At 65.7% G+C, this 22,144-nt stretch carries 21 protein-coding genes and 1 pseudogene; 13 read left to right on the forward strand and 9 right to left on the reverse strand.

Annotated elements, in window-relative coordinates; translation table 11 throughout:
• Positions 1 to 2,787, forward strand: a complete 2,787-nt coding sequence (gene treY, locus BJA_RS34310) for a malto-oligosyltrehalose synthase (protein WP_011089510.1) — start codon at positions 1 to 3, stop codon at positions 2,785 to 2,787.
• 3 nt (positions 2,788 to 2,790) lie between these two features.
• Here treY and BJA_RS34315 read toward each other — a convergent pair whose 3' ends face one another.
• Positions 2,791 to 3,108, reverse strand: a complete 318-nt coding sequence (locus BJA_RS34315) for a polyhydroxyalkanoic acid system family protein (RefSeq protein WP_038965696.1) — start codon at positions 3,106 to 3,108, stop codon at positions 2,791 to 2,793.
• 181 nt (positions 3,109 to 3,289) lie between these two features.
• On the opposite strand from BJA_RS34315, the gene BJA_RS34320 reads away from it, so the two are divergent.
• A complete protein-coding gene (locus BJA_RS34320; protein WP_007595743.1) occupies positions 3,290 to 3,454 on the forward strand; it encodes a DUF3309 family protein in 165 nt (54 codons plus the stop codon).
• Positions 3,455 to 3,567: 113 nt separating this feature from the next.
• Here BJA_RS34320 and ligD read toward each other — a convergent pair whose 3' ends face one another.
• Entirely contained in the window at positions 3,568 to 6,246 is a 2,679-nt protein-coding gene (gene ligD / locus BJA_RS34325) for a DNA ligase D (protein WP_011089512.1), read from the reverse strand.
• A gap of 116 nt (positions 6,247 to 6,362) precedes the next feature.
• On the opposite strand from ligD, the gene BJA_RS34330 reads away from it, so the two are divergent.
• Positions 6,363 to 7,247 carry a Ku protein gene (locus tag BJA_RS34330; protein WP_011089513.1) on the forward strand — a complete coding sequence of 295 codons (885 nt, stop codon included), beginning with the start codon at positions 6,363 to 6,365 and terminating at the stop codon, positions 7,245 to 7,247.
• Positions 7,248 to 7,358: 111 nt separating this feature from the next.
• Here BJA_RS34330 and BJA_RS34335 read toward each other — a convergent pair whose 3' ends face one another.
• From BJA_RS34335 to BJA_RS34365, 7 genes are all read right to left on the reverse strand, one after another.
• Positions 7,359 to 8,048 (reverse strand): response regulator, encoded by a 690-nt coding sequence (locus BJA_RS34335; protein WP_011089514.1) that lies wholly within the window; start codon positions 8,046 to 8,048, stop codon positions 7,359 to 7,361.
• Positions 8,045 to 10,768 carry a sensor histidine kinase gene (locus tag BJA_RS34340; protein WP_011089515.1) on the reverse strand — a complete coding sequence of 908 codons (2,724 nt, stop codon included), beginning with the start codon at positions 10,766 to 10,768 and terminating at the stop codon, positions 8,045 to 8,047. Before BJA_RS34340 ends, BJA_RS34335 begins: the two co-directional genes overlap by 4 nt.
• 40 nt (positions 10,769 to 10,808) lie before the next feature.
• Positions 10,809 to 11,414 (reverse strand): K(+)-transporting ATPase subunit C, encoded by a 606-nt coding sequence (locus BJA_RS34345; protein WP_011089516.1) that lies wholly within the window; start codon positions 11,412 to 11,414, stop codon positions 10,809 to 10,811.
• 177 nt (positions 11,415 to 11,591) lie between these two features.
• Positions 11,592 to 13,703 carry a potassium-transporting ATPase subunit KdpB gene (gene kdpB / locus BJA_RS34350; RefSeq protein WP_038965691.1) on the reverse strand — a complete coding sequence of 704 codons (2,112 nt, stop codon included), beginning with the start codon at positions 13,701 to 13,703 and terminating at the stop codon, positions 11,592 to 11,594.
• A 50-nt stretch (positions 13,704 to 13,753) separates the two neighbouring features.
• The gene (gene kdpA / locus BJA_RS34355; RefSeq protein ID WP_011089518.1) at positions 13,754 to 15,457 is read right to left on the reverse strand and encodes a potassium-transporting ATPase subunit KdpA; all 1,704 of its coding nucleotides are present in this window, start codon (positions 15,455 to 15,457) and stop codon (positions 13,754 to 13,756) included.
• A 112-nt stretch (positions 15,458 to 15,569) separates the two neighbouring features.
• Positions 15,570 to 15,659, reverse strand: coding sequence for a K(+)-transporting ATPase subunit F (locus tag BJA_RS34360; protein WP_038965694.1), 90 nt, complete (start codon positions 15,657 to 15,659; stop codon positions 15,570 to 15,572).
• Between the two features lie 11 nt (positions 15,660 to 15,670).
• Positions 15,671 to 15,829: a hypothetical protein gene (locus BJA_RS34365; protein WP_162494044.1), complete on the reverse strand. Its 159-nt coding sequence runs from the start codon at positions 15,827 to 15,829 to the stop codon at positions 15,671 to 15,673.
• 433 nt (positions 15,830 to 16,262) lie between these two features.
• Between BJA_RS34365 and BJA_RS34370 the strand changes: the two genes are divergently transcribed.
• The 10 genes and pseudogenes from BJA_RS34370 to BJA_RS34410 all read left to right on the forward strand — a co-directional run bounded on the left by BJA_RS34370 (position 16,263) and on the right by BJA_RS34410 (position 22,115).
• Positions 16,263 to 16,730, forward strand: a complete 468-nt coding sequence (locus BJA_RS34370) for a hypothetical protein (protein WP_038965693.1) — start codon at positions 16,263 to 16,265, stop codon at positions 16,728 to 16,730.
• Between the two features lie 40 nt (positions 16,731 to 16,770).
• Complete coding sequence (locus BJA_RS34375; RefSeq protein WP_011089521.1) at positions 16,771 to 17,031, forward strand: hypothetical protein; 261 nt, start codon at positions 16,771 to 16,773, stop codon at positions 17,029 to 17,031.
• 132 nt (positions 17,032 to 17,163) lie between these two features.
• The gene (locus BJA_RS34380; protein ID WP_038965690.1) at positions 17,164 to 17,418 is read left to right on the forward strand and encodes a hypothetical protein; all 255 of its coding nucleotides are present in this window, start codon (positions 17,164 to 17,166) and stop codon (positions 17,416 to 17,418) included.
• Between the two features lie 25 nt (positions 17,419 to 17,443).
• Complete coding sequence (gene dapA, locus BJA_RS34385) at positions 17,444 to 18,361, forward strand: 4-hydroxy-tetrahydrodipicolinate synthase (RefSeq protein ID WP_011089523.1); 918 nt, start codon at positions 17,444 to 17,446, stop codon at positions 18,359 to 18,361.
• Positions 18,362 to 18,436: 75 nt separating this feature from the next.
• Positions 18,437 to 18,784: a hypothetical protein gene (locus tag BJA_RS34390; protein ID WP_236842123.1), complete on the forward strand. Its 348-nt coding sequence runs from the start codon at positions 18,437 to 18,439 to the stop codon at positions 18,782 to 18,784.
• Between the two features lie 110 nt (positions 18,785 to 18,894).
• Positions 18,895 to 19,083, forward strand: coding sequence for a hypothetical protein (locus tag BJA_RS34395; RefSeq protein ID WP_028174527.1), 189 nt, complete (start codon positions 18,895 to 18,897; stop codon positions 19,081 to 19,083).
• 17 nt (positions 19,084 to 19,100) lie between these two features.
• Entirely contained in the window at positions 19,101 to 19,487 is a 387-nt protein-coding gene (locus BJA_RS34400; protein WP_011089526.1) for a hypothetical protein, read from the forward strand.
• 90 nt (positions 19,488 to 19,577) lie between these two features.
• Entirely contained in the window at positions 19,578 to 19,706 is a 129-nt protein-coding gene (locus tag BJA_RS43725) for a hypothetical protein (RefSeq protein WP_018641127.1), read from the forward strand.
• 164 nt (positions 19,707 to 19,870) lie between these two features.
• Positions 19,871 to 20,507: pseudogene (upp, locus tag BJA_RS34405) on the forward strand (uracil phosphoribosyltransferase).
• A 33-nt stretch (positions 20,508 to 20,540) separates the two neighbouring features.
• Entirely contained in the window at positions 20,541 to 22,115 is a 1,575-nt protein-coding gene (locus BJA_RS34410; RefSeq protein ID WP_011089528.1) for an AMP-binding protein, read from the forward strand.
• Positions 22,116 to 22,144 lie beyond the last annotated feature (29 nt).

Raw genomic sequence — 22,144 nt, forward strand, 5'->3', positions numbered from 1 at the left:
ATGCCTCCGGCCATTCCTCTCGCGACCTACCGGCTTCAGCTCACCGCGGATTTCGACTTCGACAAGGCTGCCGCAGTGGTGCCTTATCTCAAATCGCTCGGAATCACGCATCTGTATGCCTCGCCGGTGATGAAGGCGCGCAAGGGCTCGACGCACGGCTACGACACCGTCGATCACAGCCAGTTCAATCCGGAGCTCGGCGGCGAGGCCGGCTTTGCGCGGCTGAGCGAGGCACTCGGCAGGAACGACCTCGGCCTCATCATCGACTTCGTGCCGAACCATGTCGGCGTGCACTTTGCCGACAATCCCTGGTGGCTTGACGTGCTGGAATGGGGACCGACTTCGCCGCACGCGGCCGCCTTCGATATCGACTGGGATCTGCTGCCCCACCGCGCCCGCGGCGGCGTGCTGCTGCCGATCCTCGGTTCGTCCTATGGCGAGGCGCTGGAGCGCGGCGACATCGAGCTGCGCTACGATGCCAGCGAAGGCAGCCTTTCTGCCTGGTATTTCGAGCATCGCCTGCCGATCGCCCCGGAGCGCTATGGCGAAATGCTGCGGATGCTCGTGAAGGAAGCCGATGCCGCCGAGACGGAGGCCGGCAAGCGCCTGCTCGCGCTCGCGGCCCGCTACACCGGCCTTCGCCGTCCCAACCGCAAGGAAGCCCCTGGCTTCAAGACGGAGCTGAAGGAGATCGCGGGCGCGGCCGACATCATCGCGAGCGGCCTTTCCGCCTATCGTGCGGCCAAGGATCGTCCGGCGCAGACGCTGGCGCTGCATCATCTGCTGGAGCGCCAGCACTACAAGCTCGGTCATTGGCGGCTCGCCTCCAGCGACATCAACTACCGCCGCTTCTTCGACGTCAACGGGCTCGCCGGCCTGCGCGTCGAGGACCCCGGCACATTCGCTGCCACGCACCGGCTGGTGAAGCAGCTCGTGGCCGACGGCAGGCTGCACGGCATCCGGCTCGATCACATCGACGGCCTGCGCGATCCCGCCCAGTACTGCCAGCGGCTGCGCCGGCTGGTGCGCGACGCGCAAGGCAACACCAAGCCGTTCTACACCGTGATCGAAAAGATCCTGTGCGAGCACGAGCACCTGCCGCATTTCGCCGGCATCCAGGGCACCACCGGCTATGAGTGGATGAACGTCATCACGCAAGTGCTGGTCGACGCCAAGGGGCTGGAGGCGCTGGACGAGACCTGGCGGCAAGTCAGCAATCGCCCACCGCGGCTTGCGCCTTACGTCAAGGAGGCCAAGCGGCGGGTGCTGGAGACGCTGCTCACCAGCGAATTCATCGTGCTGACGCGCCTGCTCGCACGCATTGCCAACGGGCATTACTCGACCCGCGACTTCTCGGCCGACAGCCTGCGGCAGGCGCTCGAGCTCTACGTGCTGCATTTCCCGGTCTATCGCACCTATCTCACGTCCGGCGCGCCTGCCGCGCACGATCGCAAGCTGATCGACGATACCATCGCGCGCGCCCGGGCAGAGTGGTTCGCCGCGGACGAGGGCATTTTCGATTTCCTGCGCGATGCCCTCACCATGGACCTGCTCAAGCCCGGCCGGCCCCCGCACAGTGCCCCACGCGTGCGCCGCTTCGCGCTAAAGGTGCAGCAGTTCACCGGGCCGGTGATGGCGAAGTCGCTGGAGGACACCGCGTTCTACCAATTCCACCGGCTGCTCGCGCTGAACGAGGTCGGCGGCGATCCCGCGAGCACCGGCCTTGCCATTCCCGCCTTCCACGAGGCCATGCGCGCGCGCGCCAAGGAATGGCCGCAAGGGATGACGGCAACCGCCACCCACGACACCAAGCGCGGCGAGGACGCCCGCGCCCGGATCGCAGCGCTCAGCGAAATTCCCGGCGAATGGACCAGCGCAGTTTCGCGCTGGAAGGTGCTGAACGCGCCGCATCTCGCGCTCCATGGCCATCTGCGCGCGCCGTCGGCGACGTTCGAATACATGCTCTACCAGACCCTGCTCGGCGCCTGGCCGCTTCAGACACCCGCGGACGCCGGCTTCGTCGAGCGCATCCAGGCCTATGCGCTGAAGGCCGCCCGCGAGGGCAAGGAAGAGACGAGCTGGCTCAACCCGCACGAGACCTACGAGACCGGACTACGAGACTTCGTCGCGAAGATCCTCGATCCCGCGCAGTCGCGCGAATTCCTGGAGGCGCTGCAAACCCTGGCGCGCCGCGTCGCGCTGCTCGGCGCGTTGAACTCGCTGAGCCAGCTCACCCTCAAGGCAACGCTGCCGGGCGTTCCTGACTTCTACCAGGGCACCGAATTCTGGGATCTGTCGCTGGTCGATCCCGACAACCGCCGTCCGGTGGATTTTTCCGCGCGGAATACGGCGCTTGGTTCGCTGTCCGGTCCGGATTGGAGCAGCCTTATCAAGACTTGGCCGGATGGCCAGCTCAAGCTGGCCTGGACGCGGCACCTCCTCAAGCTGCGCAACGAGCTCGCCGGCGTTTTTACGCAAGGCGACTACCAGTCGCTGGACGTCCATGGCGCGCACGCCGATCATGTCATCGCTTTCGCCCGTCGCCACGACCGCGCTGCGGCGATTGTCGTGGTCGGGCGATTGTTCGCGCCGTTTTCGCAAGGCGGCCGGGAATGGCCCGCGCTCGAAGGTTTTGACGCCACCATCGACATCACCGGCTACGCTGCGCCGGGACTTGCAGGCAACGAACTGCCGGTCGCGCAGGCTTTTCGTGATTTTCCCGCGGCCGTCATCGAGGCCCGTACAGCGGGCGCCATCAGGCCTGCGCGGCAGCGCGTGCGCGCCTGAAACTCACTTTCCCCCGTCCTTGGTCAGCAGCAACTGCCCGCGCTTGCGGATCGTCGCCTGCGCCATCTCGGCAAAGCGCTGCAACAGCCAGGGCAGCACGACTTGCACCTTGACCTGGTCGTCGGCGACGTCGACCTGGCCGGTGGCAATCTGCCCGAGTGCGCGGATGCGAAAGGTCATGCTGTCGCCGCTCCAGCGCTCCTCCTCCACCTGCATCACGGGAATGCTCGCCGCCGCGCGGCCAAGCCCGGACTTCAGCCGGCGCACCGCTTCCTCGCGGCCGAGACGATGGGGAATTGAAACGACAAGCGGTGCTGACATGGCCGTGCCCTACGCTGATTGAATCTCATTCATCATGCCGGCCCGAGCGGCAAAGGTTCCATGCAACTTGCACCTGTCGCCCCGTTTCAAAACCGGAACTTTAAAACCTGCGGCAAGTTGCCCCCGCACCAAAGGGACAGGTGCAAACGACCCTTTCAACAGAGGGCTGGAGGAGACTAGCATGTCTATCGGTACGATCATTCTGATCATTTTGGTCATCGCCCTGCTCGGCGGCTTCAGCGGCATCGGCGGCGGGCCGTTCTACGGCACCGGCTATTACGGCGGCGGCGGCCTCGGGCTCGTCATCGTCATCCTGCTGATCCTGCTGCTGCTCGGACGGATCTAGCCAAGTCGGTCATTCCGGGGCGCGCGCAAGCGCGAACCCGGAATCTCGCGCCGCAAACCTCTGGATTCCGGGTCTGCGCTTCGCGCAGCCCGGAATGACGTTTAAAAGAGCGACTACCTCATCTTCCCCGCAAGCTTCTTCATCGCGGCCTTGATCGACGCGGCCGCATCGTCATAGCCCTCCCACGCCTTGGAACGCGCCAGCAGGCCCGGCACCGTCCGCACCGTATATCGCTTCGGATCGAGATCGCCCTTCACCTGCGCCCAGGTGACAGGCATCGACACGGTCGCGCCGTCGCGGGCGCGGGGCGATAGCGGCGCCACCGCCGTCGCCAGGCGATCGTTGCGCAGATAGTCCAGAAAGATCTTTCCGTTGCGCAGCTTCTTGGACATGTTGAGCAGATAGCGCTCGGGCTCGTCATCCGCCATCCATCGGCAGATTCCTTGCGCGAACGCCTTGGCCTCCTTCCAGCTCACCTTGTCGCGCGCGCCGTGGAGCAGCGGCACCACCACATGCAGGCCCTTGCCGCCGGTGGTCTTGCAGAAGCTCTCCATGCCAACGTCAGTGAGCCGCTGCCGCATCTGCTTGGCCGCCTCGACGACATCGGCGAAACCGACATCAGGCGCGGGGTCGAGATCGAACACCAGCCGGCCCGGCGTGTCATAGGCATCCGGCGCACAGTTCCAGGGATGCAGCTCGAGGCCGCCGATCTGCGCGACCGCGGCAAGTCCCTCGACGCGATCGATCTGCAAATACGGCTTGCGATCGCCGGACACCTTGGCGAGCTCGAGCAGGTTCGAGGTGCCCTGCATGGCATGGCGCTGGAAGAATGTCTCGCCGCCGATGCCGTCGGGCGCGCGCAGGATCGAGCAAGGTCGCCCCTTCAGGTGCTCGATCATCCAGCCGCCGACCGCCTCGAAATAGCGCGCGAGATCGAGCTTGGTAACGCCCTCGCCGTCGCCGCCATCCGGCCACAGCTCCTTGTCCGGCTTCGAGATCACGACGCCCATGACCTCGGCAGCGCCGGCATCTTTCTTCTTTCCGGACTTCGCAGGAACGCGCTTTCCAGCAGACGGCCTGGCGAGCTCGGTATCGGCGGGCGTCTCCGCCTCGACCTCCTCGGCCGGCTTGTCCTGCCGCAGCCCCTTGAAGGCGGCCTGGCGAATGTTGCCGTCGGCGGTGAAGCCGGCGAACTCGATTTCGGCGACGAGCTCCGGCTTCAGCCAGTGCACGTCCCGCGTCTTCTTCGGCGCGTTCTTGCCGCTGAACGGGCTGTCCTTGGCCTCCATGGCTTTAAGGGACGGCATGATGCGCTTGACCGTGTCGGCGCCGAAGCCGGTACCGACCATGCCGACGAAGACGAGGTGATCGCCGCGATGCACACCGGCCATCAGCGAGCGGAATTTGCCGTTGGTGGTCTTCCAGCCGCCGATCACGACCTCATGGCCGGCGCGGCATTTGGCCTTGGTCCAGCTCTCCGTCCGTCCCGACCGGTACGGTGCGTCCAGCTTCTTCGACACCACGCCTTCAAGCTCGAGCTTGCAGGCCGATTGCAGCACGGCGTCGCCGCCGCTCTCGAAATGCTCGACATAGCGGATCTGGTTCGATTTCCGCTTTTGTGCCTCCAGCAGCTCCTTGAGCCGCGACTTACGCTCCCTGAGCGGAAGGCGGCGATAGTCGCGGCCTTCGGCGAACAGGAGATCGAAGGCAAAGAAGATGAGGTCCTCGGTCTTGCCATCCGACAGCGCGGCCTGGAGCGAGGAGAAGTTCGGCGCGCCGTTGTGGTCGAGCGCGACAATCTCGCCGTCGATCATGGCCTCCGGCAGCGAATTCGCCTCCTTCGCGATGGAGGCGAACTTGTCGGTCCAGTCGAGACCCTTGCGGGTCTTCAGCGTCGCCTTGCCATCCTCGATGCGAAGCTGCACGCGATAGCCGTCGAACTTGATCTCGTGGCACCAGCCGTCGCCGGCCGGCGGACGCTCGACCGGCGTGCAGAGCTGCGGCGCGACGAAATCCGGCATGTCCGCGACCGTCTTGGCGTTCGTAGCCGCCGTGGCACTCTTCTTTGCGGCCTTGTTTACGGTCTTGCCGGCCTTCAACGCGGCGCGTGGCGCCGGCGCGACGGTCCGCCCCTTCGTCTCCTCGACGCGGTTGGATTGCCACACTGCATCGGCCTTGCCCCTGGCACCCTTCGCCAGCATGAACGGCTTTGGCGCGCGGCCCTTGCCTTCGGCGATCTGCGCCATCGCGCGGCCGGAGGCGACTGACTTGTCCTCGGCAAGGATGTCCTCGCCCTCGCGGGCATATTCGTCGCGATGCTTGATCAGCAGCCAGTTGGTCCGCTTGCCGCCATCGCGATCGTTGCGCATGCGGACCAGCACCCAGCTTCCGTGCAGCTTTTCGCCGTGCAGCGTGAACTTCAGGTCGCCCTTCTTGAAACCACGCTCGGGATCATCGGCCTCCCAGGTGCCGCGGTCCCACAGCATAACCGTGCCGCCGCCATACTGCCCTTCCGGAATCGTTCCTTCGAAATCGCCATAGTCGAGCGGATGGTCCTCGACCTCGACCGCCAGCCGCTTGTCGTGCGGATCGAGCGAGGGGCCCTTCGTCACCGCCCAGGACTTGAACACGCCGTCGAACTCGAGGCGGAAATCGTAGTGCAGCCGGCTGGCGTCATGCTTCTGGATCACGAAGCGTCGCTGTTTCGAAGAGGCTACCGCGGCCTCGCCGGAGGGCTCAGGGGTCTTCTCGAAGTCCCGCTTCTGTCGATAGGTGGAGAGTTTTCGCAGCACGACCGGTCCCGCATCTCTTTCGGCTTCAAGCCTATCACGGCAAAAGTCCCATCCGGAACCAAAACCCGACGCGCCGGTTGGAGTTCCAAAACGCCTTGAAAACGCTGGAGAATGGAATGGCCCCCCGCGCCTATTGGAAGGGAACGTTGAAGCTGTCGCTGGTCAGCTGCCCGGTCGTGCTCTATCCCGCAACGACCGCCGCGGAGAAGACCCGGTTTCACATGATCAACCGCGAAACCGGCAATCGCCTCAAGCAGCAAATGGTCGATTCGGAAACCGGCGACGTCGTCGAGAGCGACCAGAAGGGACGCGGCTACGAGCTGCGCAAGGGCAAATATGTCGAGATCGAACCGGAGGAGCTCGAGGCGGTCCAGATCGAGAGCAACCACACCATCGACATTGAGAGCTTCGTGCCGAGCGACGAGATCGACCAGCGCTACCTGGACCATCCCTATTACATCGCACCAGACGGCAAGGCCGCAATCGACGCCTTTGCTGTGATCCGCGACGCCATGAAGGACCAGGAGCGCGTCGCGCTCGCAAAAATCGTGCTTACCAACCGCGAGCATGTCATGGCGATCGAGCCGCTCGGCAAGGGCCTGCTCGGCACCACGCTGCGCTATCCTTATGAGCTCCGCGACGAGGACCAGTTCTTCGACGACATCAAGAGCCCGAAGATCACCAGGGACATGGTCGAGCTCGCCGGTCACATCCTGCACACCAAGGCTGCGCATTTCGATCCGAGCAAGTTCAAGGACCAGTACGAGACCGCGCTGAAGGCGCTGGTGAAGCGGAAGGCGAGCGGCAAGACGATCGAGCTGCCGGAGCCGGAGGAGCGGCCGAGCAATGTCGTCAGCCTGATGGATGCGCTGAAGCAGAGCCTGAGGGGGCGCGGCGGGGGACGGCCGTCGGCCAAGTCGCATGGACGACGGACGACAGGACGGGGACGAGCCGCGAAGAAGGTGCACCGGTCGACGGCGCGACAGAGGAAGGCGGGTTAGCTTGTCATTCCGGGGCGCCTCGAAGAGGCGAACTATGGTGCGCAATTGCGCACCTAAGAATCTCGAGGTTCCGGGTTCGATGCTTCGCATCGCCCCGGAACGACGGCTTAATCAATCCCCCGCCTTCAGGCGGTACCCGATCCCCGTCTCCGTCAGCACATATTGCGGCCGTTCCGGATCGGCTTCGATTTTCTGGCGGAGCTGGCGGACGTAGACGCGGAGATATTGCGCGTCGGTCAGTTCGTCCCAGAGCTCCTTGAGCAGGAAGCGGTGGGTCAGCACCTTGCCGGCATGCTGCACCAGCACGCGCAGGAGGTCGTACTCCTTCGGCGACAGCTTGACCTCGCGCTCGCCGACCTTGACGATGCGGCGGACGAGATCGACGGAGAGATCGCCGGTGCGGAATATCGGTCGCTCGCCCTGGACCTGGAGCTGGTGCCGCAGCGCGGCGCGCAGACGCGCCAGCAGCTCGTCCATGCCGAACGGCTTGGTCAAATAGTCGTCGGCGCCGAGATCGAGCGCCTGCACCTTGCCGGCCTCGTCGCCCCGGCTCGACAGCACCACGATCGGCACGGCTTCGTTGCGGGCCCGGATGGTACGGAGCAGCTCGTGGCCCTGGATGTCGGGCAGGCCGAGATCGAGGATGATCAGCGCAGGCTCCTCGGTGAGCTTCTCCAGCGCAATCTTGCCGTTTGACGCTTCCAGGATCTCATAGCCCTGCGTCGTCAGCCCCATCCGCAGCAATTTGCGGATCGGTGGCTCGTCGTCGATGACCAGAACCTTGATCGGGGCGGCACTCATGCGGCGGTATCCAATGCGTGGGTCTGTGCCGGAACGGGCAAACGGATGGTGAGGACCGCGCCGCTCCGGTCGCTGCGGTTGGCGGCCGAGATCGTGCCATGCATTGCCTCGACGAAGCCGCGGGAAATGGCGAGCCCGAGCCCGGTGCCGGGACGAACGTGATCGCCCTTCTGCACGCGATAGAACTTGTCGAACACGCTCTCGACCTCGTCCGGCGGAATACCGCTCCCCTCGTCGGCGATCTGGAGCACCACTTGATCTCGCTCGCGCTGGCTCTTGATCGAGATCGTCGTCTCCGCCGGCGAATACTTCGCGGCGTTGTCGAGCAGGTTGAACAGCACCTGCTCGAACAACACGGCATCCAGCTGGAGCATCGGCAGATCGGCGGCCAGCACCAGCTCCACCTTGTGCGCCGTGAGGATCTTGGCTGCCCGCCGGAGTGCGCTGCCGACGATCTCACTAAGATCATGCAGCGCCGTGTTGGGCACGATGGCGCCGGATTCGAGCTTCGTCATGTCGAGCAGATTGGCGATGAAACGGTTGAGTCGCTCGGACTCGTCGATCACGGTGGCCAGCAGGTCGCGCTTCTCGGTGTCGGACAAGGCACCTGCCAGATCGCGCATCGTGGAGGCGGCCCCCAACACGGAGGCGAGCGGCGTCTTGAGGTCATGCGAAATCGACGTCAGCAGTGCCGAGCGCAGCCGCTCGGATTCGACGGTGCGCTTGACGCGGTCCATGTCCTCGACCAGCAGCACGCGCTCGATCGCGAGCGCGCCCTGGTCGACCAGCGCGTCCAGCAGCCGGCGCTGGTCCGGCGTCAGCAACGGGCCGGTACGGTCGTTGTCGATGCCGATCACCCCGATCGGGCCGCGGCCGGTGCGCATCGGCAGGAACAGCCGTTTCGCACCCGGCAGCGTGTCCGAGCCGCGACCGGCTGGGCGATCATTGCTCCAGGCCCAGTTGGCGGCGGCAAGGTCCGCCTGGTCGAGCTGGTCCTCCGGCGGATAGCCGGACTTCACCGTGAGCAGCCCATCCTCCGGCAGCAACAGCACCACGCGCACCTTCAGCATCAGCGCGATCTGATAGGCCGTCGCCCACAAGACGTCGTCGAGCGTGGCGGTGCCGGCAAGCTTGCGGCTGAAAGCATAGAGCTGCTCGGTGGTCCTGATCCGGCCGATCGCGGTGTCGGCCTGCGTGCGCACGCGCGCGGCGACATTGGAGACGATCATCGCCACCACCATGAACAGGACAAAGGCGGCGACGTTGGTCGGATCGGTGATCGTGAAGGTGTAGATCGGCGGCAGGAAGAAGAAATTATAGGACAGCGAGGCCGCGACGGTGGCGAGCAGCGACGGCCACAGGCCATAGCGGACCGCGACCGCCACCACGGCCGTGAGCAGCACGAGGTCCACGTTCTCGATGCCGAACCTCGGCTGAATCAGCTCGGCAGCGCCGAGGCCGATCAGCACGATGCCGAGCGCCTTCAGATAGGGCAGCGGATCGAACGGCTCCGTCCGCGCCGCGGTCTGCACCGCGGTCTTGGGCGCCGCCTCGCCCGGCACATCGTCGCCGGCGATGACATGAACCGTGATATTGCCGGCACGGCGCACCAGGTCATGCACGACCGAGCCGCGCGTGATCTCGAACCAGCGCGAGCGCGTCGACTTTCCGATCACGATCTGGGTGACGTTGTTGCCCTGCGCGAAATTGACGACGTCGTCGGCGATGCGGCGGCCGACCGCGGGAATCGTCAGTGCCTCGCCGCCCAAGGCTTCGGCGAGCCGCAGCGTGTCGGCGAGCCGGTCGCGCTCGTCATCGGAAAGCTGGAGGGAGCGCCGCGTCTCGATCGAAATCGCGGTAAACGGCGCATGCAGCCGGTCGGCCAGCCGCTTGGTGTAGCGCACGAGGCCGGCGGCGCGCGGATCCTCGCTGACGCAGACGAGAATACGCTCGCCCGCGGCCCAGGGGCCGGCGATGGCGTTCGCCTGCATGTGGGTGAGGAGCTGCTCGTCGACCCGTTCGGCTGTCCGCCGCAAAGCGAGCTCGCGCAGCGCGGTCAGATTGCCCGGCGAGAAATAATGCTCCAGCGCCCGCTCGGCCTGCCTGGGGACGTAAACCTTGCCTTCTCTGAGCCGCTGGATCAGGTCGTCGGGCGTGAGGTCGATCAGCTCGATCGCATCCGCGCGGTCGAACACCGAGTCCGGCACCGTCTCGCGCACCCGGACATGGGTGATCTGGGCGACGACGTCGTTCAGGCTCTCGGTGTGCTGGATGTTGACGGCGGTGTAGACGTCGATGCCGTGGGAGAGCAGCTCCTCGACGTCGAGATAGCGCTTGGGATGGCGGCTGCCGGCCGCGTTGGTGTGGGCGAGCTCGTCGACCAGCGCGATTTGCGGCCGGCGCGCGATCACGGCGTCGAGGTCCATCTCCTCGATCGTCTGGCCGCGGTAGTCGAGCCTCTTGCGCGGGACGACTTCGAGCCCCCGCACCAGCGCCTCGGTCTCGGCGCGGCCATGGGTCTCGACGAAGCCGACCACGACGTCGATGCCGGCCTTGCGCTTGGCATGGGCGCTTTGCAGCATCTCGTAGGTCTTGCCGACGCCCGGGGCCGCGCCGACGAAAATCTTCAGCTTGCCGCTCGCGCTTTCCTCCCGGCGCGCGGCTTCCAGCAGTGCCTCGGGAGACGGACGTTGTTCGGAATCGCGGCGCTCTCGGACCATTTTGCCAATATAATCATCTGCGCACCGGGAGCCTAGACCGCTACTTGGCGGCGGCGCGATCGAGCGCGAGATTCAACGCCAATACGTTAACGCGCGGTTCGCCAAGCAGGCCGAGCAGACGGCCCTGGACGTTGGAAGCCACAAGCTGCTTCACCGCCTCTTCCGGCATATTCCGGGCCTTGGCAACGCGCGGCACCTGGAATTGCGCGGCTTCCGGCGAGATATCCGGATCGAGGCCGCTGGCAGAGGTGGTGACGAGGTCGACCGGCACGGCCGCGTTCGGATTCTCCGCTTTCAGCTTGTCCACGTCTTCCTTCAACCGGTCGGCCAGCGCCTTGCTGGTCGGGCCGAGATTGGAGCCGCCCGAGTTGGCGGCGTTGTAGGGCGCCGAGACGGTCTTGGTCGAATCATTCGGGTCCGGCGCCAGGGTCGCCGAGGGGCGGCCGTGGAAATATTTGTCGTCCTTGAACTCCTGCCCGATCAGGGCGGAGCCGATCACCTTGCCATCCTTCTCGATCAGGCTGCCTTGCGCCTGGGCGGGAAAGAGCATGCCCGCGATGCCGGTCATGGCGAGCGGATAGGCCAGGCCCGTGATGGCGGTGAGCACCAGCAGGAGGACGATGGCGGGGCGGATTTCTCTGAGCATGTTAGGTCTCCGGTTATTTCGTCATTGCGGGCGAAGCATCTCTGTCGTCGTTCCGGGGCGATGCAAGGCATCGAACCCGGAACCTCGAGATTCTCAGGTGCGCAATTGCGCACCATAGTTCGCCTCTTCGAGGCGCCCCGGAATGACAGAGAGAATTTGCTCCTCGCATGACAACGATCAGGCCAGGTGCAAGGCGACGACGACGAGGTCGATCGCCTTGATTCCGATGAAGGGAATGACGATGCCGCCAAGCCCGTAGATCAGCAGGTTACGTCGCAACAGTGCGCCGGCCCCGACGGCGCGGTAGGCGACGCCCTTCAGCGCGAGCGGAATCAGCGCGATGATGACAAGCGCGTTGAAGATGATCGCCGACAGGATGGCGCTCTGCGGGCTCGACAGGTTCATGACGTTGAGCACGTTGAGCTGCGGGTAGAACGCCAAGAACATCGCCGGGATGATCGCAAAGTATTTTGCGACGTCGTTGGCGATCGAGAAGGTCGTCAGCGCGCCGCGCGTCATCAGCAGCTGTTTGCCGATCTCGACCACTTCGATCAGCTTGGTCGGGTTGGAATCGAGATCGACCATGTTGCCGGCCTCGCGGGCCGCCTGCGTGCCGGTGTTCATGGCGACGCCGACATCGGCCTGGGCGAGCGCCGGCGCGTCATTGGTGCCGTCGCCGCACATCGCCACCAGCTTGCCCTTGGCCTGCTCGTCGCGGATCAGCTTGAGCTTGTCCTCGGGGGTTGCCTGCGCCAGGAAATCGTCGACGCCGGCTTCCGCCGCGATCGCGGCGGCCGTCATCGGGTTGTCGCCGGTGATCATGATGGTGCGGATGCCCATGCGGCGCAGCTCGGCAAAGCGCTCGCGGATGCCGCCCTTGACGATATCCTTGAGCTGGATGACGCCGAGCAGCTTGCCGTCCTTCGCGACGGCCAGCGGCGTGCCGCCGGCTTTCGAGATCTCGTCGGCGATGATCTGGATCTCGCGGCCGACCTCCGAGAGCTCCGCAGGCTGGATCGCGCGGGCGGTGTTGCCGGAGGCAACGGCCAGAGGCGCGCCGCCGCCGACATAGTTGAGCATGGCATCGACCGCGCCCTTGCGCACCGACGAGCCGCCGGCATCGACGCCGCTCATGCGGGTCTGCGCCGTGAACGGGATGAAGGTTGCCCCGAGCTCGGCCATGTCGCGGCCGCGGATGCCATACTTCTCCTTCGCCAGCACGACGATGGAGCGGCCTTCCGGCGTCTCGTCGGCGAGCGAGGCGAGCTGAGCCGCGTCCGCCAGCTCCTGCTCGGTGACGCCGCGAACGGGGCGGAACGCGGTCGCCTGACGATTGCCGAGCGTGATCGTTCCGGTCTTGTCGAGCAGCAGCGTGTCGACGTCGCCGGCCGCCTCGACGGCGCGGCCCGACATCGCCAGCACGTTGAAGCGCACCAGGCGGTCCATGCCGGCAATGCCGATCGCCGACAGCAGCGCACCGATCGTAGTCGGGATCAGCGTCACGAACAGCGCGACCAGCACGACTACCGAGATCGAGCCGCCGGCATAGGCCGCATAGCTCGGAATCGTGACGGTGGCGAACACGAAGATGATGGTGAGGCCGGCGAGCAGGATGTTGAGCGCGATCTCGTTCGGCGTCTTCTGACGCTCGGCGCCCTCGACCAGCTTGATCATGCGATCGATGAAGGTCGAGCCCTGCGCGGCGGTGATGCGGACGCGGATCCAGTCCGACAGCACCTGCGTGCCGCCCGTCACCGCCGAGCGGTCGCCACCTGACTCGCGGATGACGGGCGCGGATTCGCCGGTGATGGCGGCCTCGTTGACGGAGGCGACGCCCTCGATCACCTCGCCGTCGGAGGGAATGGTGTCCCCCGCTTCGACCAGCACGATGTCGCCGACCTTCAGGCTCGTGCCCGGAACCAGCTTTGCCTGGCCGGTGCCGGTGAGCAGCTTGGCCTGGCTCTCGGTGCGGGTCTTGCGCAGCGATTCAGCCTGCGCCTTGCCGCGGCCTTCGGCGACCGCCTCGGCGAAGTTCGCAAACAGCACGGTGAACCAGAGCCAGAGGATGATCTGGAACGTGAAGCCGAGATTCGCGCCGCTGGTGACGAGATCGCGCAGGAAGATCACGGTGGTGAGCGCGGCCACGATCTCGACCACGAACATCACGGGATTCTTCACCATCAGTCGCGGGTCGAGCTTGGTGAAGGAGGCGCGGATCGCGGGCACTACGATCCTGGGATCGAGCATCGCCGATACGGCAGCACGTTTTTGCAGTTTCATCGTATCCATGGAGGTCACTCCAAACCAATCGGAAGATTGTCGATCAGAAGACTTGTCGATCAGAAGACTTGGCCGGCATTCATCGCGAGGTGCTCGACGATGGGGCCGAGTGCGAGGGCCGGGAAGAACGTCAAGCCGCCGATGATCAGGATGACGCCGACGACAAGGCCGACGAACAGCCCGCCCGTGGTCGGGAAGGTGCCCGCCGACGGAGGGATCGATTTCTTGGCGGCGAGCGAGCCCGCGATCGCCATCGCCGGAACGATCATGAAGAAGCGGCCGACGAACATCGCGCTTGCCAGCGTGAGGTTGTAGAACAGGGTGTTACCGGTCAGGCCCGCGAAGGCCGAGCCGTTGTTGCCGGTCGCCGACGTGAAGGCATAGAGCACCTCGGTGAAACCGTGCGGGCCGGCATTCGCCATGGAGGCAACCGCCGCCGGATAGACCACACCGACCGCGGTCCAGCCGAGATACATCAGTGGCAGCACCAGGATCGCGAGCATCGCCATCTTGACCTCGCGCGCCTCGATCTTCTTGCCGACATATTCCGGCGTGCGGCCGACCATCAGGCCGGCCACGAAGATCGCGAGCACGACGAACAGCAGCATGCCGTAGAGGCCTGCGCCGACGCCGCCGACGATGATCTCGCCGAGCTGCATGTTAATCAGCGGAATCATGCCGCCGAGCGCGGTAAAGCTGTCATGCATGGCGTTGACGGCGCCGCACGAGGCGGCCGTCGTGATCACGGCGAACAGCGAGGACGCGACGAGGCCGAAGCGAACCTCCTTGCCTTCCATGTTGCCGCCGGTCAGGCCCAGCGCATGCATGGTAGAGGTGCCGTTGGCTTCCGCCCAGTAGGTGACCGCGACACCGGCGACGAAAAGCACGCCCATCACGGCGAGGATCGCCCAGCCCTGGCGCTGGTTGCCGACCATGCGGCCAAACACGTTGGTGAGCGCAGCCCCGAGCGCGAAGATCGACAGCATCTGCACGAAGTTCGACAGCGCGGTCGGGTTCTCGAAGGGATGCGCGGCGTTGGCGTTGAAGAAGCCGCCGCCATTGGTGCCAAGCATCTTGATCGCGACCTGCGAGGCGACCGGGCCGACCGCGATGGTCTGCTTGGCGCCTTCGAGCGTGGTGGCCTCGACATAGTCGCCGAGCGTCTGCGGAATGCCCTGCCAGACCAGGAACAGCGTGTAGACGACGCAGATCGGCAGCAACACGTAGAGGGTACAGCGCGTCACGTCGACCCAGAAATTGCCGACCGTGCGCACCGAGGCGCGCGAGAAGCCGCGAATCAGGGCCATCGCCAGCGCGATGCCGGTGGCCGCCGACAGGAAGTTCTGGTGCGTCAGGCCGAGCATCTGCACGAGATAGGACAGCGTGCTCTCGCCGCCGTAGTTCTGCCAGTTGGTGTTGGTGATGAAGGAGATCGCGGTATTGAAGGAGAGATCCTGCGCCACCGCCGACTGCCCGGCCGGATTGAAGGGCAGCACGGCCTGGAGCCGCATCACGCCGTAGATGACCAGGAAGCCGCCGACATGGAACAGCAGCATGGCGACCGTGTAGGTCAGCCAATGCTGCTCGCGCCTCTCATCGACGCCAGAGATCCAGTAGATCCCGGCTTCGATCGGACGCAGCACCGGCGACAGGAAGGTCCGCTCGCCGTTGAACACGCGCGTCATGTACCAGCCGAGCGGCTTGGTCAGCGCGACGATAATGACGCAGAAAAGAATGATCTGGAGCCAACCGATCATGGTCATGGCATTAACCCTTCAGGCTTTGTGTCCGGCGCAAGAGCGGCAGGAGCAGCGCAAGCAGGCCCGCGACGAGTGCGACGTCCGCCAGCAGCAATTCGGCAAGCAGCAGCACGGTTCAGAACCGCTCGGGCCGCAGCAGTGCATAAGTGAGGTAGAACAGGAGGCCGAACGAGACGGCACCGGCGAGCGCATAATCGAAGATCATGGTGTGCTCCATCACAGCCGTTCGCAGGCGTAGGTGTAGCCGATCGCGAGGGCAAAGAAGACGAAGCCCAGCGCCAGCATCAGAATGTCCATCATGGCGATACTCCTCAATGCGAGACGATCTCCGGCATTGCCCGCCGGCGGGCCGCTTGCTGCGAGCGAATGCAACACGTGTCTCTCCCGGCCGGGAAACGTCACCGCGCCGAAGTGCCACCGCGCACATAGGTTTTCGAGATGAGGCCTATGGCGACGTTATAGGAATCTCATAAAGGCCGGCCCGTCGTAGCCGCCGGCCGTACGACACGGACGACGCATTCCAGGCGATCGTTCCAGGCAGGCCGCGCAGCGACGCGATCCACCAACGCTTTCGCCTCCCGTTGTTACGGCGGGCCGGCGCCGAGGTCTTTTCAAAAAGCCCTGCTTCTATAAGCCTCCACCTACGACCGAGACGGCAGGCGAGGATCTGTCGGTCTTACACGGAAGAATCCGGGCACTTATGAAATCCCTATATCTCTCGCCCGATCCCCATCTCGTTTTCAAATGCCCTCCCGGCCATCTTGGCAATGCCGGCCGACTGACCGACGCCAACTCCGGGAGGCCTGACATGACCGCCGCTCTCCGACGTCTCGACCCACCATCCCTCAGCCAGCGGCTTCACGCGGCGCCGGCGATGACGCGACCGCTGATGCACGACGTCATCGATCACGCTTGCCGGCGCATCCCTTCGCTCGGCCAGAACGAACGCACCACGCGCGTCATGCGCCTGATCGACGCCGAGGCCTGGGCCGATGCGGCGCTGGCGCTGATCGAGCTCGAGCTGCCGCTATGGCAGGTCCGCCGCATCGCCTATGACGAGGGCGAGTGGCACTGCGCGCTCTCGCGCGAGCGTGAGCTGCCGGACTGGCTCGACGCTGCGGTCGAGGCACGCCACGCCGACCTCGCACTGGCCTTGCTGTCGGCCTTCGTCGAGGTCCGGGCATTGGCCGCGGACGTGTCGCGGCCGAGCGTTCCCTCCGTTCGTCCTGTGCCGGATCCGCTTTACGAGCCGGTCGCCTGCGACAATTTCGGCTAGAGCAGCCTGACGGGTTCACACCTTGTCGCAAGCTCCGGACATGCCGCACAAGCTGAGCCCGGCGCGCGTGATCGCACGCTTCGCCGTCCGCATCGCGCTGCTCGCCGCCTTTGCCGCATTCGGTAGCGTCGGCTTCGGTCGAAGCCTTGCCGTTCTGCTCTGGATGTCGATCATCCTGTGCGCTCTCGCCGGCCTCGTCAGGCGCGAACCGCTGTTCGGCCCTGCCCTCAATCATTGGGACGAAGCTGCTGCATTCGGTGCGCTGTTCGCGCTGGTCCACATTGCCAATGATGTGACCTGAGCGGTCGGCTTTATGACCTTCCTATGAGATCGCCGCGCACCCGCCCTCGAAATCATATTCGCGAGACGGGATATTGAGCGCGCAGGCAGGGACATGCATCCCGCGCCGGCGTCGTTCAGAAGGAATACATCCGTGAAACTCGTCGACCCTCCCTCGTGCACCTCCACCTCAACCATCGTCCTTATCGGCCGCAACCACCGGGGACAATGGGTCGCGCAGGAGCAGAACGGCCTCTATGGCGGCTTGTTCGTCAGCCGCGCCCAGGCCGTCAAATATGCGCTGTTCGAGAACGGACAGCATCCGGAGACCATCGTCGAGCTGCCGCGCGAGATCGAGCTCGACATGGGCAAGAGCCCCAACGCCATCGTCTCGCAGCGCGCCGCCTGAGCCGGCGCCATCCGGCGGAAAAGCCATGTTCACTCCTCCTGCTGCCTGGTTCACGGGCTTCATTCCAGACCTGCCGACGCCGTTCGACGCGGCTGACACAATCGATCTCAAGGCGTTCACCGCGCTCTGCGAGCGCCAGATCGCGGCTGGCGTCCCCGCGATCGTGGTCTGCGAGACGGCCGGCGAGGCGCCGACGCTCTCCCCGGCCGAGCAGGAGCTCGTCATTCGCGCCGCGGTGGACGTCGCCCGCGGCCGGGTGCGGATCATCGCCGGCGCGATGTCGAACGCGACCAGCCAGGCCATCGCGCTCGCGCGGTGCGCGGAGGCCGCCGGCGCCGATGCCGTGATGGCGGTGGTGCCGGCCTACAACAAGCCGATGCAGGAGGGGATGCTCGCGCATTTCCGGGCCATCGCCGGTGCAACCGGCTTGCCCGTGATCCTGCACGATATTCCCTCCCGCACGCTGCGCCCGCTCGCCGACGAGACGCTGGTGCGTCTCGTCGAATCCCGCCAGTTCGTCGGCCTGCGCGATGGAAGCTGCGACATCGCCCGACCGATGCGCCTCGCCCGGTTGCTCCCGGCCGGCTTTCGCCTGCTCTCCGGCGACGACGTCACCGCGTTCGGCTACATCGCAAGCGGCGGCGACGGCGCCATCTCGGAAGTCTCCAACATCGCCCCCGATCTGTGCCGCATGATCTTCTCGCAGGTCAGGCAAGGCCGCTTGCAATCGGCACGCTACCTGCACAGGCGCCTCATCCCGCTCATCACATGCCTCTCCAAGGACAGCCCGGCGGCGCTCAAGAGCGCGCTGAGCGTGCTCGGCCTGATGTCACCGGCGACGAGGCTGCCGATCGTGCCGCTGGACGCGGCCGCGCAGCGGGAGGTGATACGCGCCTTCGCCGCGATCGCCGACGAGGAGCTGATCGACCGCGTCGGCGCCTGACGCCTCGCGCAGTCGTTCGGATCTCGCATGCCGCCATCAGTTGAAGACCATCAGAGGCTGCTCGGCGCCTGGCAGTTGGCGATCCTGCGCTTTGCCGTGACGCTGAGCGACTCCGACAGGCACAATGTCGCCGCACTCGCGGTTGAACTCGATCGTCTCGGCGGCCGGCGCAGCGGCGAGGACTCGCTGCACTTCTTCCGGCGCACCAGCTCCCGTCTCTGCGCGGCCATCGACGGCCGGCAACAAGACGCGAAGGCGACCCTGGACTGCTTCTGCAAGCAGATCGAGGAGCCGCGGCTGCGGCTCGCCTTCGCCGCCGCCGTCGGGCTGGCGCGTTCGAAGCCTGCGCGATCCAAACCGCAACCGAAACGCGACCAAAACCTCTTCAGAGGACTGCTGGCGCGACCGCCGGCGCCTTTATGACTTTCCTATACGGCAACTGCGGCGGTCACCTCGCAATCATACGCAGCGGTGGCCATCATACGGGACAGCTCGGAGCGGCCGTCTCGCCACTCCGGATAAGGACTGAAAAAATGTCGATCCTGACACATGGCCTTGACCGCCCCTTCGTGCCTGGGCGTTCGGCGCGCATCTCCGAGGCACGCAAGGCGCAGCTCAAAGGTTTCGCTCTCGGCACACTGACGCTGCTCTCGATGGGTAGCGTGCTCACCGCGTTGATCGCGCTGAGGACCGCAATCTATGTCTGGCACATGCACGGCTGACCCGCAGGGAGGCCCCTATGACCTTGCAGATGTGTGAGGAAGCCGCCATGGCCGCAATTGCGCTTCAGGCTTCCCGTCGCCGCCCCGATACCAGGCAGGCGGCGGCGCTCAAGCCACTCGATCCGGATGTCGTCAGCGCCGCCATTCCCGCGTTCTTCATTGGACGCAACAGCGCCGGCCTCTGGGTGGTGCGCGAAGCGAACGGACGTGTCGGCGGCCTGTTCCTGTTCAAGAGCTCGGCGGTGGATTTCGCCAACCGTCAGAGCGCGCCGGCGCGGTGCGCGCTGGTGTTTCCCGCCGAGACCTTCGAGCTCGACATCGAGAACCGCGGCAATCCGCTGATTGTGCTCGCGGAGGGAGCGAGGCAGCTTCTTGCACGCGTGACCGCGAGACGGCGGACATGATCGAGCTCAAGATCGCGATCCTGGTTGTGTTGATGGGAGCATTGCTGCTCGGCATGCGCATCGGCGCGGCGCCCGCCCCGGACAAGTAGCGTGCAGCTCCTCAAGGGAAATCTCGAGCACGCAGTCACCACGACGATCCTGACCATGACGCTGAGCCTGGTCTGGGGCGCGGTCCTGACGATCGTGATCACGCTCGTCGCGCGGGGGCTCGGGGTCTAGCCTTTACCTCTTCACGCGCCAGTTCCGCCGCCGTGACCATGGCTGCCTACGAGGCGAGCAGCCGTGCCCGCAAGGAGGTCGCGATGCCGGCTTGAGGCCACGTATCCCGCGGAAAATACCCGGCCGATCTGGCGCAATTTCACGGAACCGTGTAGAGCGGTTTCATGAGCACAAGCAGCGTCAACGTCGTCGCCCACCCTCTGGTCCAGCACAAGCTCTCGCTGATGCGGGAGAAGGACCGCTCGACCAAGAGCTTTCGCGAGATCCTGAACGAGATCGGGATGCTGCTCGGCTACGAGGTGACGCGCGACCTGCCGCTGGAAGCTGGTCGAGATCGAGACGCCGATCGCATCGATGCGGGCGCCGAAGATCGCCGGCAAGAAGCTCACGCTGGCGCCGATCCTGCGCGCCGGCGTCGGCTTCCTCGACGGCATGCTGGCGCTGATGCCCTCGGCGCGCATTGCCCATATCGGGCTCTACCGCGACCCCGAAACATTGCAGGCCGTGGAATATTACTTCAAGGCGCCGCAGGACCTGTCCGACCGCACCGTGATCCTGATGGACCCGATGCTGGCGACCGGCAACTCGGCCTGCGCCGGCGCGTCCCTGCTCAAGAACCGCGGCGCCCGCGACATCCGCTTCGTGTGCCTTCTGGCCGCGCCGGAAGGCATCGCGCAGTTCCAGAGCGAACATCCCGACGTGCCGATCTGGACCGCCGCAATCGACGAGCGGCTCAACGACCACGGCTACATCGTGCCGGGCCTGGGCGATGCCGGCGACCGGATGTTCGGCACCAAGTAGACAGTTTTGCGCGATCGGGTTACTCCGGGCGCCATGAGCTCCAACGAATTTTCGCTGCAATCGCTGATCTGCACCGAGGCCTTCGCGGATCCCGCCTTCGTGTTCGACGGCACGCCGGTCTCGCGCGCGGAATTCTCGGCAAATATCGAAAAGACCGCGGCCTGGCTTGCTGCGCAGGGTGTCGGCAAGGGCGACGTCGTCGCGGTCTGGCTGGTCAACCGGATCGAATGGGTCGCGCTGCTGTTCGCCGCCGCCCGCCTCGGTGCGATCGTCTCCGCCGTCAATACCCGCTACCGCAGCGCGGAAGTCGCCCATCTGCTTCGCTTGTCCGGCGCCAGGCTGATGGTGGTCGAGGCCGCGTTCCGCTCGATCGACTTTGCCGCCATCCTCGCCGATATCGCCAAGGACGAGGTGCCCGCGCTGCGACAGCTTGCAGTGGTCGGCGCGGATACGATCCCGGCGCACTGGCCGTGTGTACGGTTCGATGCGTTCGACCAACCCTATCCGCCGGCCCCGCCCGCCCAGGATGACGTCGACCTCCCCGTGCTGCTCTACACCACGTCGGGCACGACCAAGGGACCGAAGCTCGTCGCGCATTCGCAGCGGACGCTGGCCGCGCACGCCGCCGCCGTCGCCAGGGCGCTAAGCCTCGCGCCGCAAAACCATTCGCTCCTCGCCATGCTGCCGTTCTGCGGCACCTTCGGCATGACGAGCCTGCTCGGCTTCATCGCGGCGGGCGCGACCATCCATGTGCTCGACGCCTTCGAAGCGGCGCCGGCGCTGAAGATCCTCGGCGAGCATGAGATCACCCACGCCTTCGGCTCCGACGAGATGTTTCGCCGCATCCTCGCCCTCACCGACGTGGCCCAGCCCTTCCCCCGTGCCGAGGTGTTCGGCTTCGCCGCGTTCCAGCCCGGCTGGCGCGAGCTTGCCGCGGAGGCCGAGGCGCGCGGCATGCCGCTGTACGGCCTCTACGGTTCGAGCGAGGTGCAGGCCCTGTTCTCGATCGGCCGCGCCAGCGACGCGTTCGCCGACCGGATCGAGGGCGGCGGCTGGCCGATGTCGCCGGAGGCCAGGGTCCGCGTGCGCGACACCGAGACCGGCGAACTCGCAGCTCCCGGCGTCTCCGGCGAGATCGAGATCAGCGCGCCGTCACGCTTCCTCGGCTACTTCAACAATCCCGACGCCACGCGCGACGCGATTACCGCGGACGGCTTCTTCCGCACCGGCGACATCGGCCGGCTGCGCGGCGATGGCTCCTTCGTCTACGAGACCCGCGCGGGCGATGCGATGCGGCTCGGCGGCTTCCTTGTCGCGCCCGGCGAGATCGAGGACGAGCTCAAGTCCTGCGCAGGTGTTGCCGACGCCCAGGTCGTCGCGGTCGACCTGAAGGGAAACGCACGCTGCGTCGCTTTTGTGATTCCAGCAGGGGAGCCGCCTCAACAGGAGATGCTGGTCGCGCACCTGCGCGAACGGCTCGCCGGATACAAGGTGCCGGCACGAATCTATATCGTCGATGCTTTCCCCGTCACCGACAGCGCCAACGGTGTGAAAATCCAGCGCGCCCGGCTTCGTGCCATGGCGATGGAGCGGATTGCCGCCGAATAGGCCGGCCACCTCCTCGACGATCTCGTCAT

The sequence above is a fragment of the Bradyrhizobium diazoefficiens USDA 110 genome (assembly GCF_000011365.1).
GTDB classification, from domain to species: domain Bacteria; phylum Pseudomonadota; class Alphaproteobacteria; order Rhizobiales; family Xanthobacteraceae; genus Bradyrhizobium; species Bradyrhizobium diazoefficiens.

Coding starts and splice junctions, on each gene's coding strand:
- BJA_RS34360 (WP_038965694.1), bottom strand. CDS start 15,659: ATGATCTTCGATTATGCGCTCGCCGGTGCCGTCTCGTTCGGCCTCCTG.
- BJA_RS34340 (WP_011089515.1), bottom strand. CDS start 10,768: ATGGTCCGAGAGCGCCGCGATTCCGAACAACGTCCGTCTCCCGAGGCA.
- BJA_RS34375 (WP_011089521.1), top strand. CDS start 16,771: ATGCCGCACAAGCTGAGCCCGGCGCGCGTGATCGCACGCTTCGCCGTC.
- kdpB (WP_038965691.1), bottom strand. CDS start 13,703: ATGGATACGATGAAACTGCAAAAACGTGCTGCCGTATCGGCGATGCTC.
- BJA_RS34320 (WP_007595743.1), top strand. CDS start 3,290: ATGTCTATCGGTACGATCATTCTGATCATTTTGGTCATCGCCCTGCTC.
- BJA_RS34330 (WP_011089513.1), top strand. CDS start 6,363: ATGGCCCCCCGCGCCTATTGGAAGGGAACGTTGAAGCTGTCGCTGGTC.
- BJA_RS34345 (WP_011089516.1), bottom strand. CDS start 11,414: ATGCTCAGAGAAATCCGCCCCGCCATCGTCCTCCTGCTGGTGCTCACC.
- BJA_RS34410 (WP_011089528.1), top strand. CDS start 20,541: ATGAGCTCCAACGAATTTTCGCTGCAATCGCTGATCTGCACCGAGGCC.
- BJA_RS34400 (WP_011089526.1), top strand. CDS start 19,101: ATGACCTTGCAGATGTGTGAGGAAGCCGCCATGGCCGCAATTGCGCTT.
- BJA_RS34335 (WP_011089514.1), bottom strand. CDS start 8,048: ATGAGTGCCGCCCCGATCAAGGTTCTGGTCATCGACGACGAGCCACCG.
- dapA (WP_011089523.1), top strand. CDS start 17,444: ATGTTCACTCCTCCTGCTGCCTGGTTCACGGGCTTCATTCCAGACCTG.
- BJA_RS34395 (WP_028174527.1), top strand. CDS start 18,895: ATGTCGATCCTGACACATGGCCTTGACCGCCCCTTCGTGCCTGGGCGT.
- BJA_RS34370 (WP_038965693.1), top strand. CDS start 16,263: ATGACCGCCGCTCTCCGACGTCTCGACCCACCATCCCTCAGCCAGCGG.
- treY (WP_011089510.1), top strand. CDS start 1: ATGCCTCCGGCCATTCCTCTCGCGACCTACCGGCTTCAGCTCACCGCG.
- BJA_RS34315 (WP_038965696.1), bottom strand. CDS start 3,108: ATGTCAGCACCGCTTGTCGTTTCAATTCCCCATCGTCTCGGCCGCGAG.
- kdpA (WP_011089518.1), bottom strand. CDS start 15,457: ATGACCATGATCGGTTGGCTCCAGATCATTCTTTTCTGCGTCATTATC.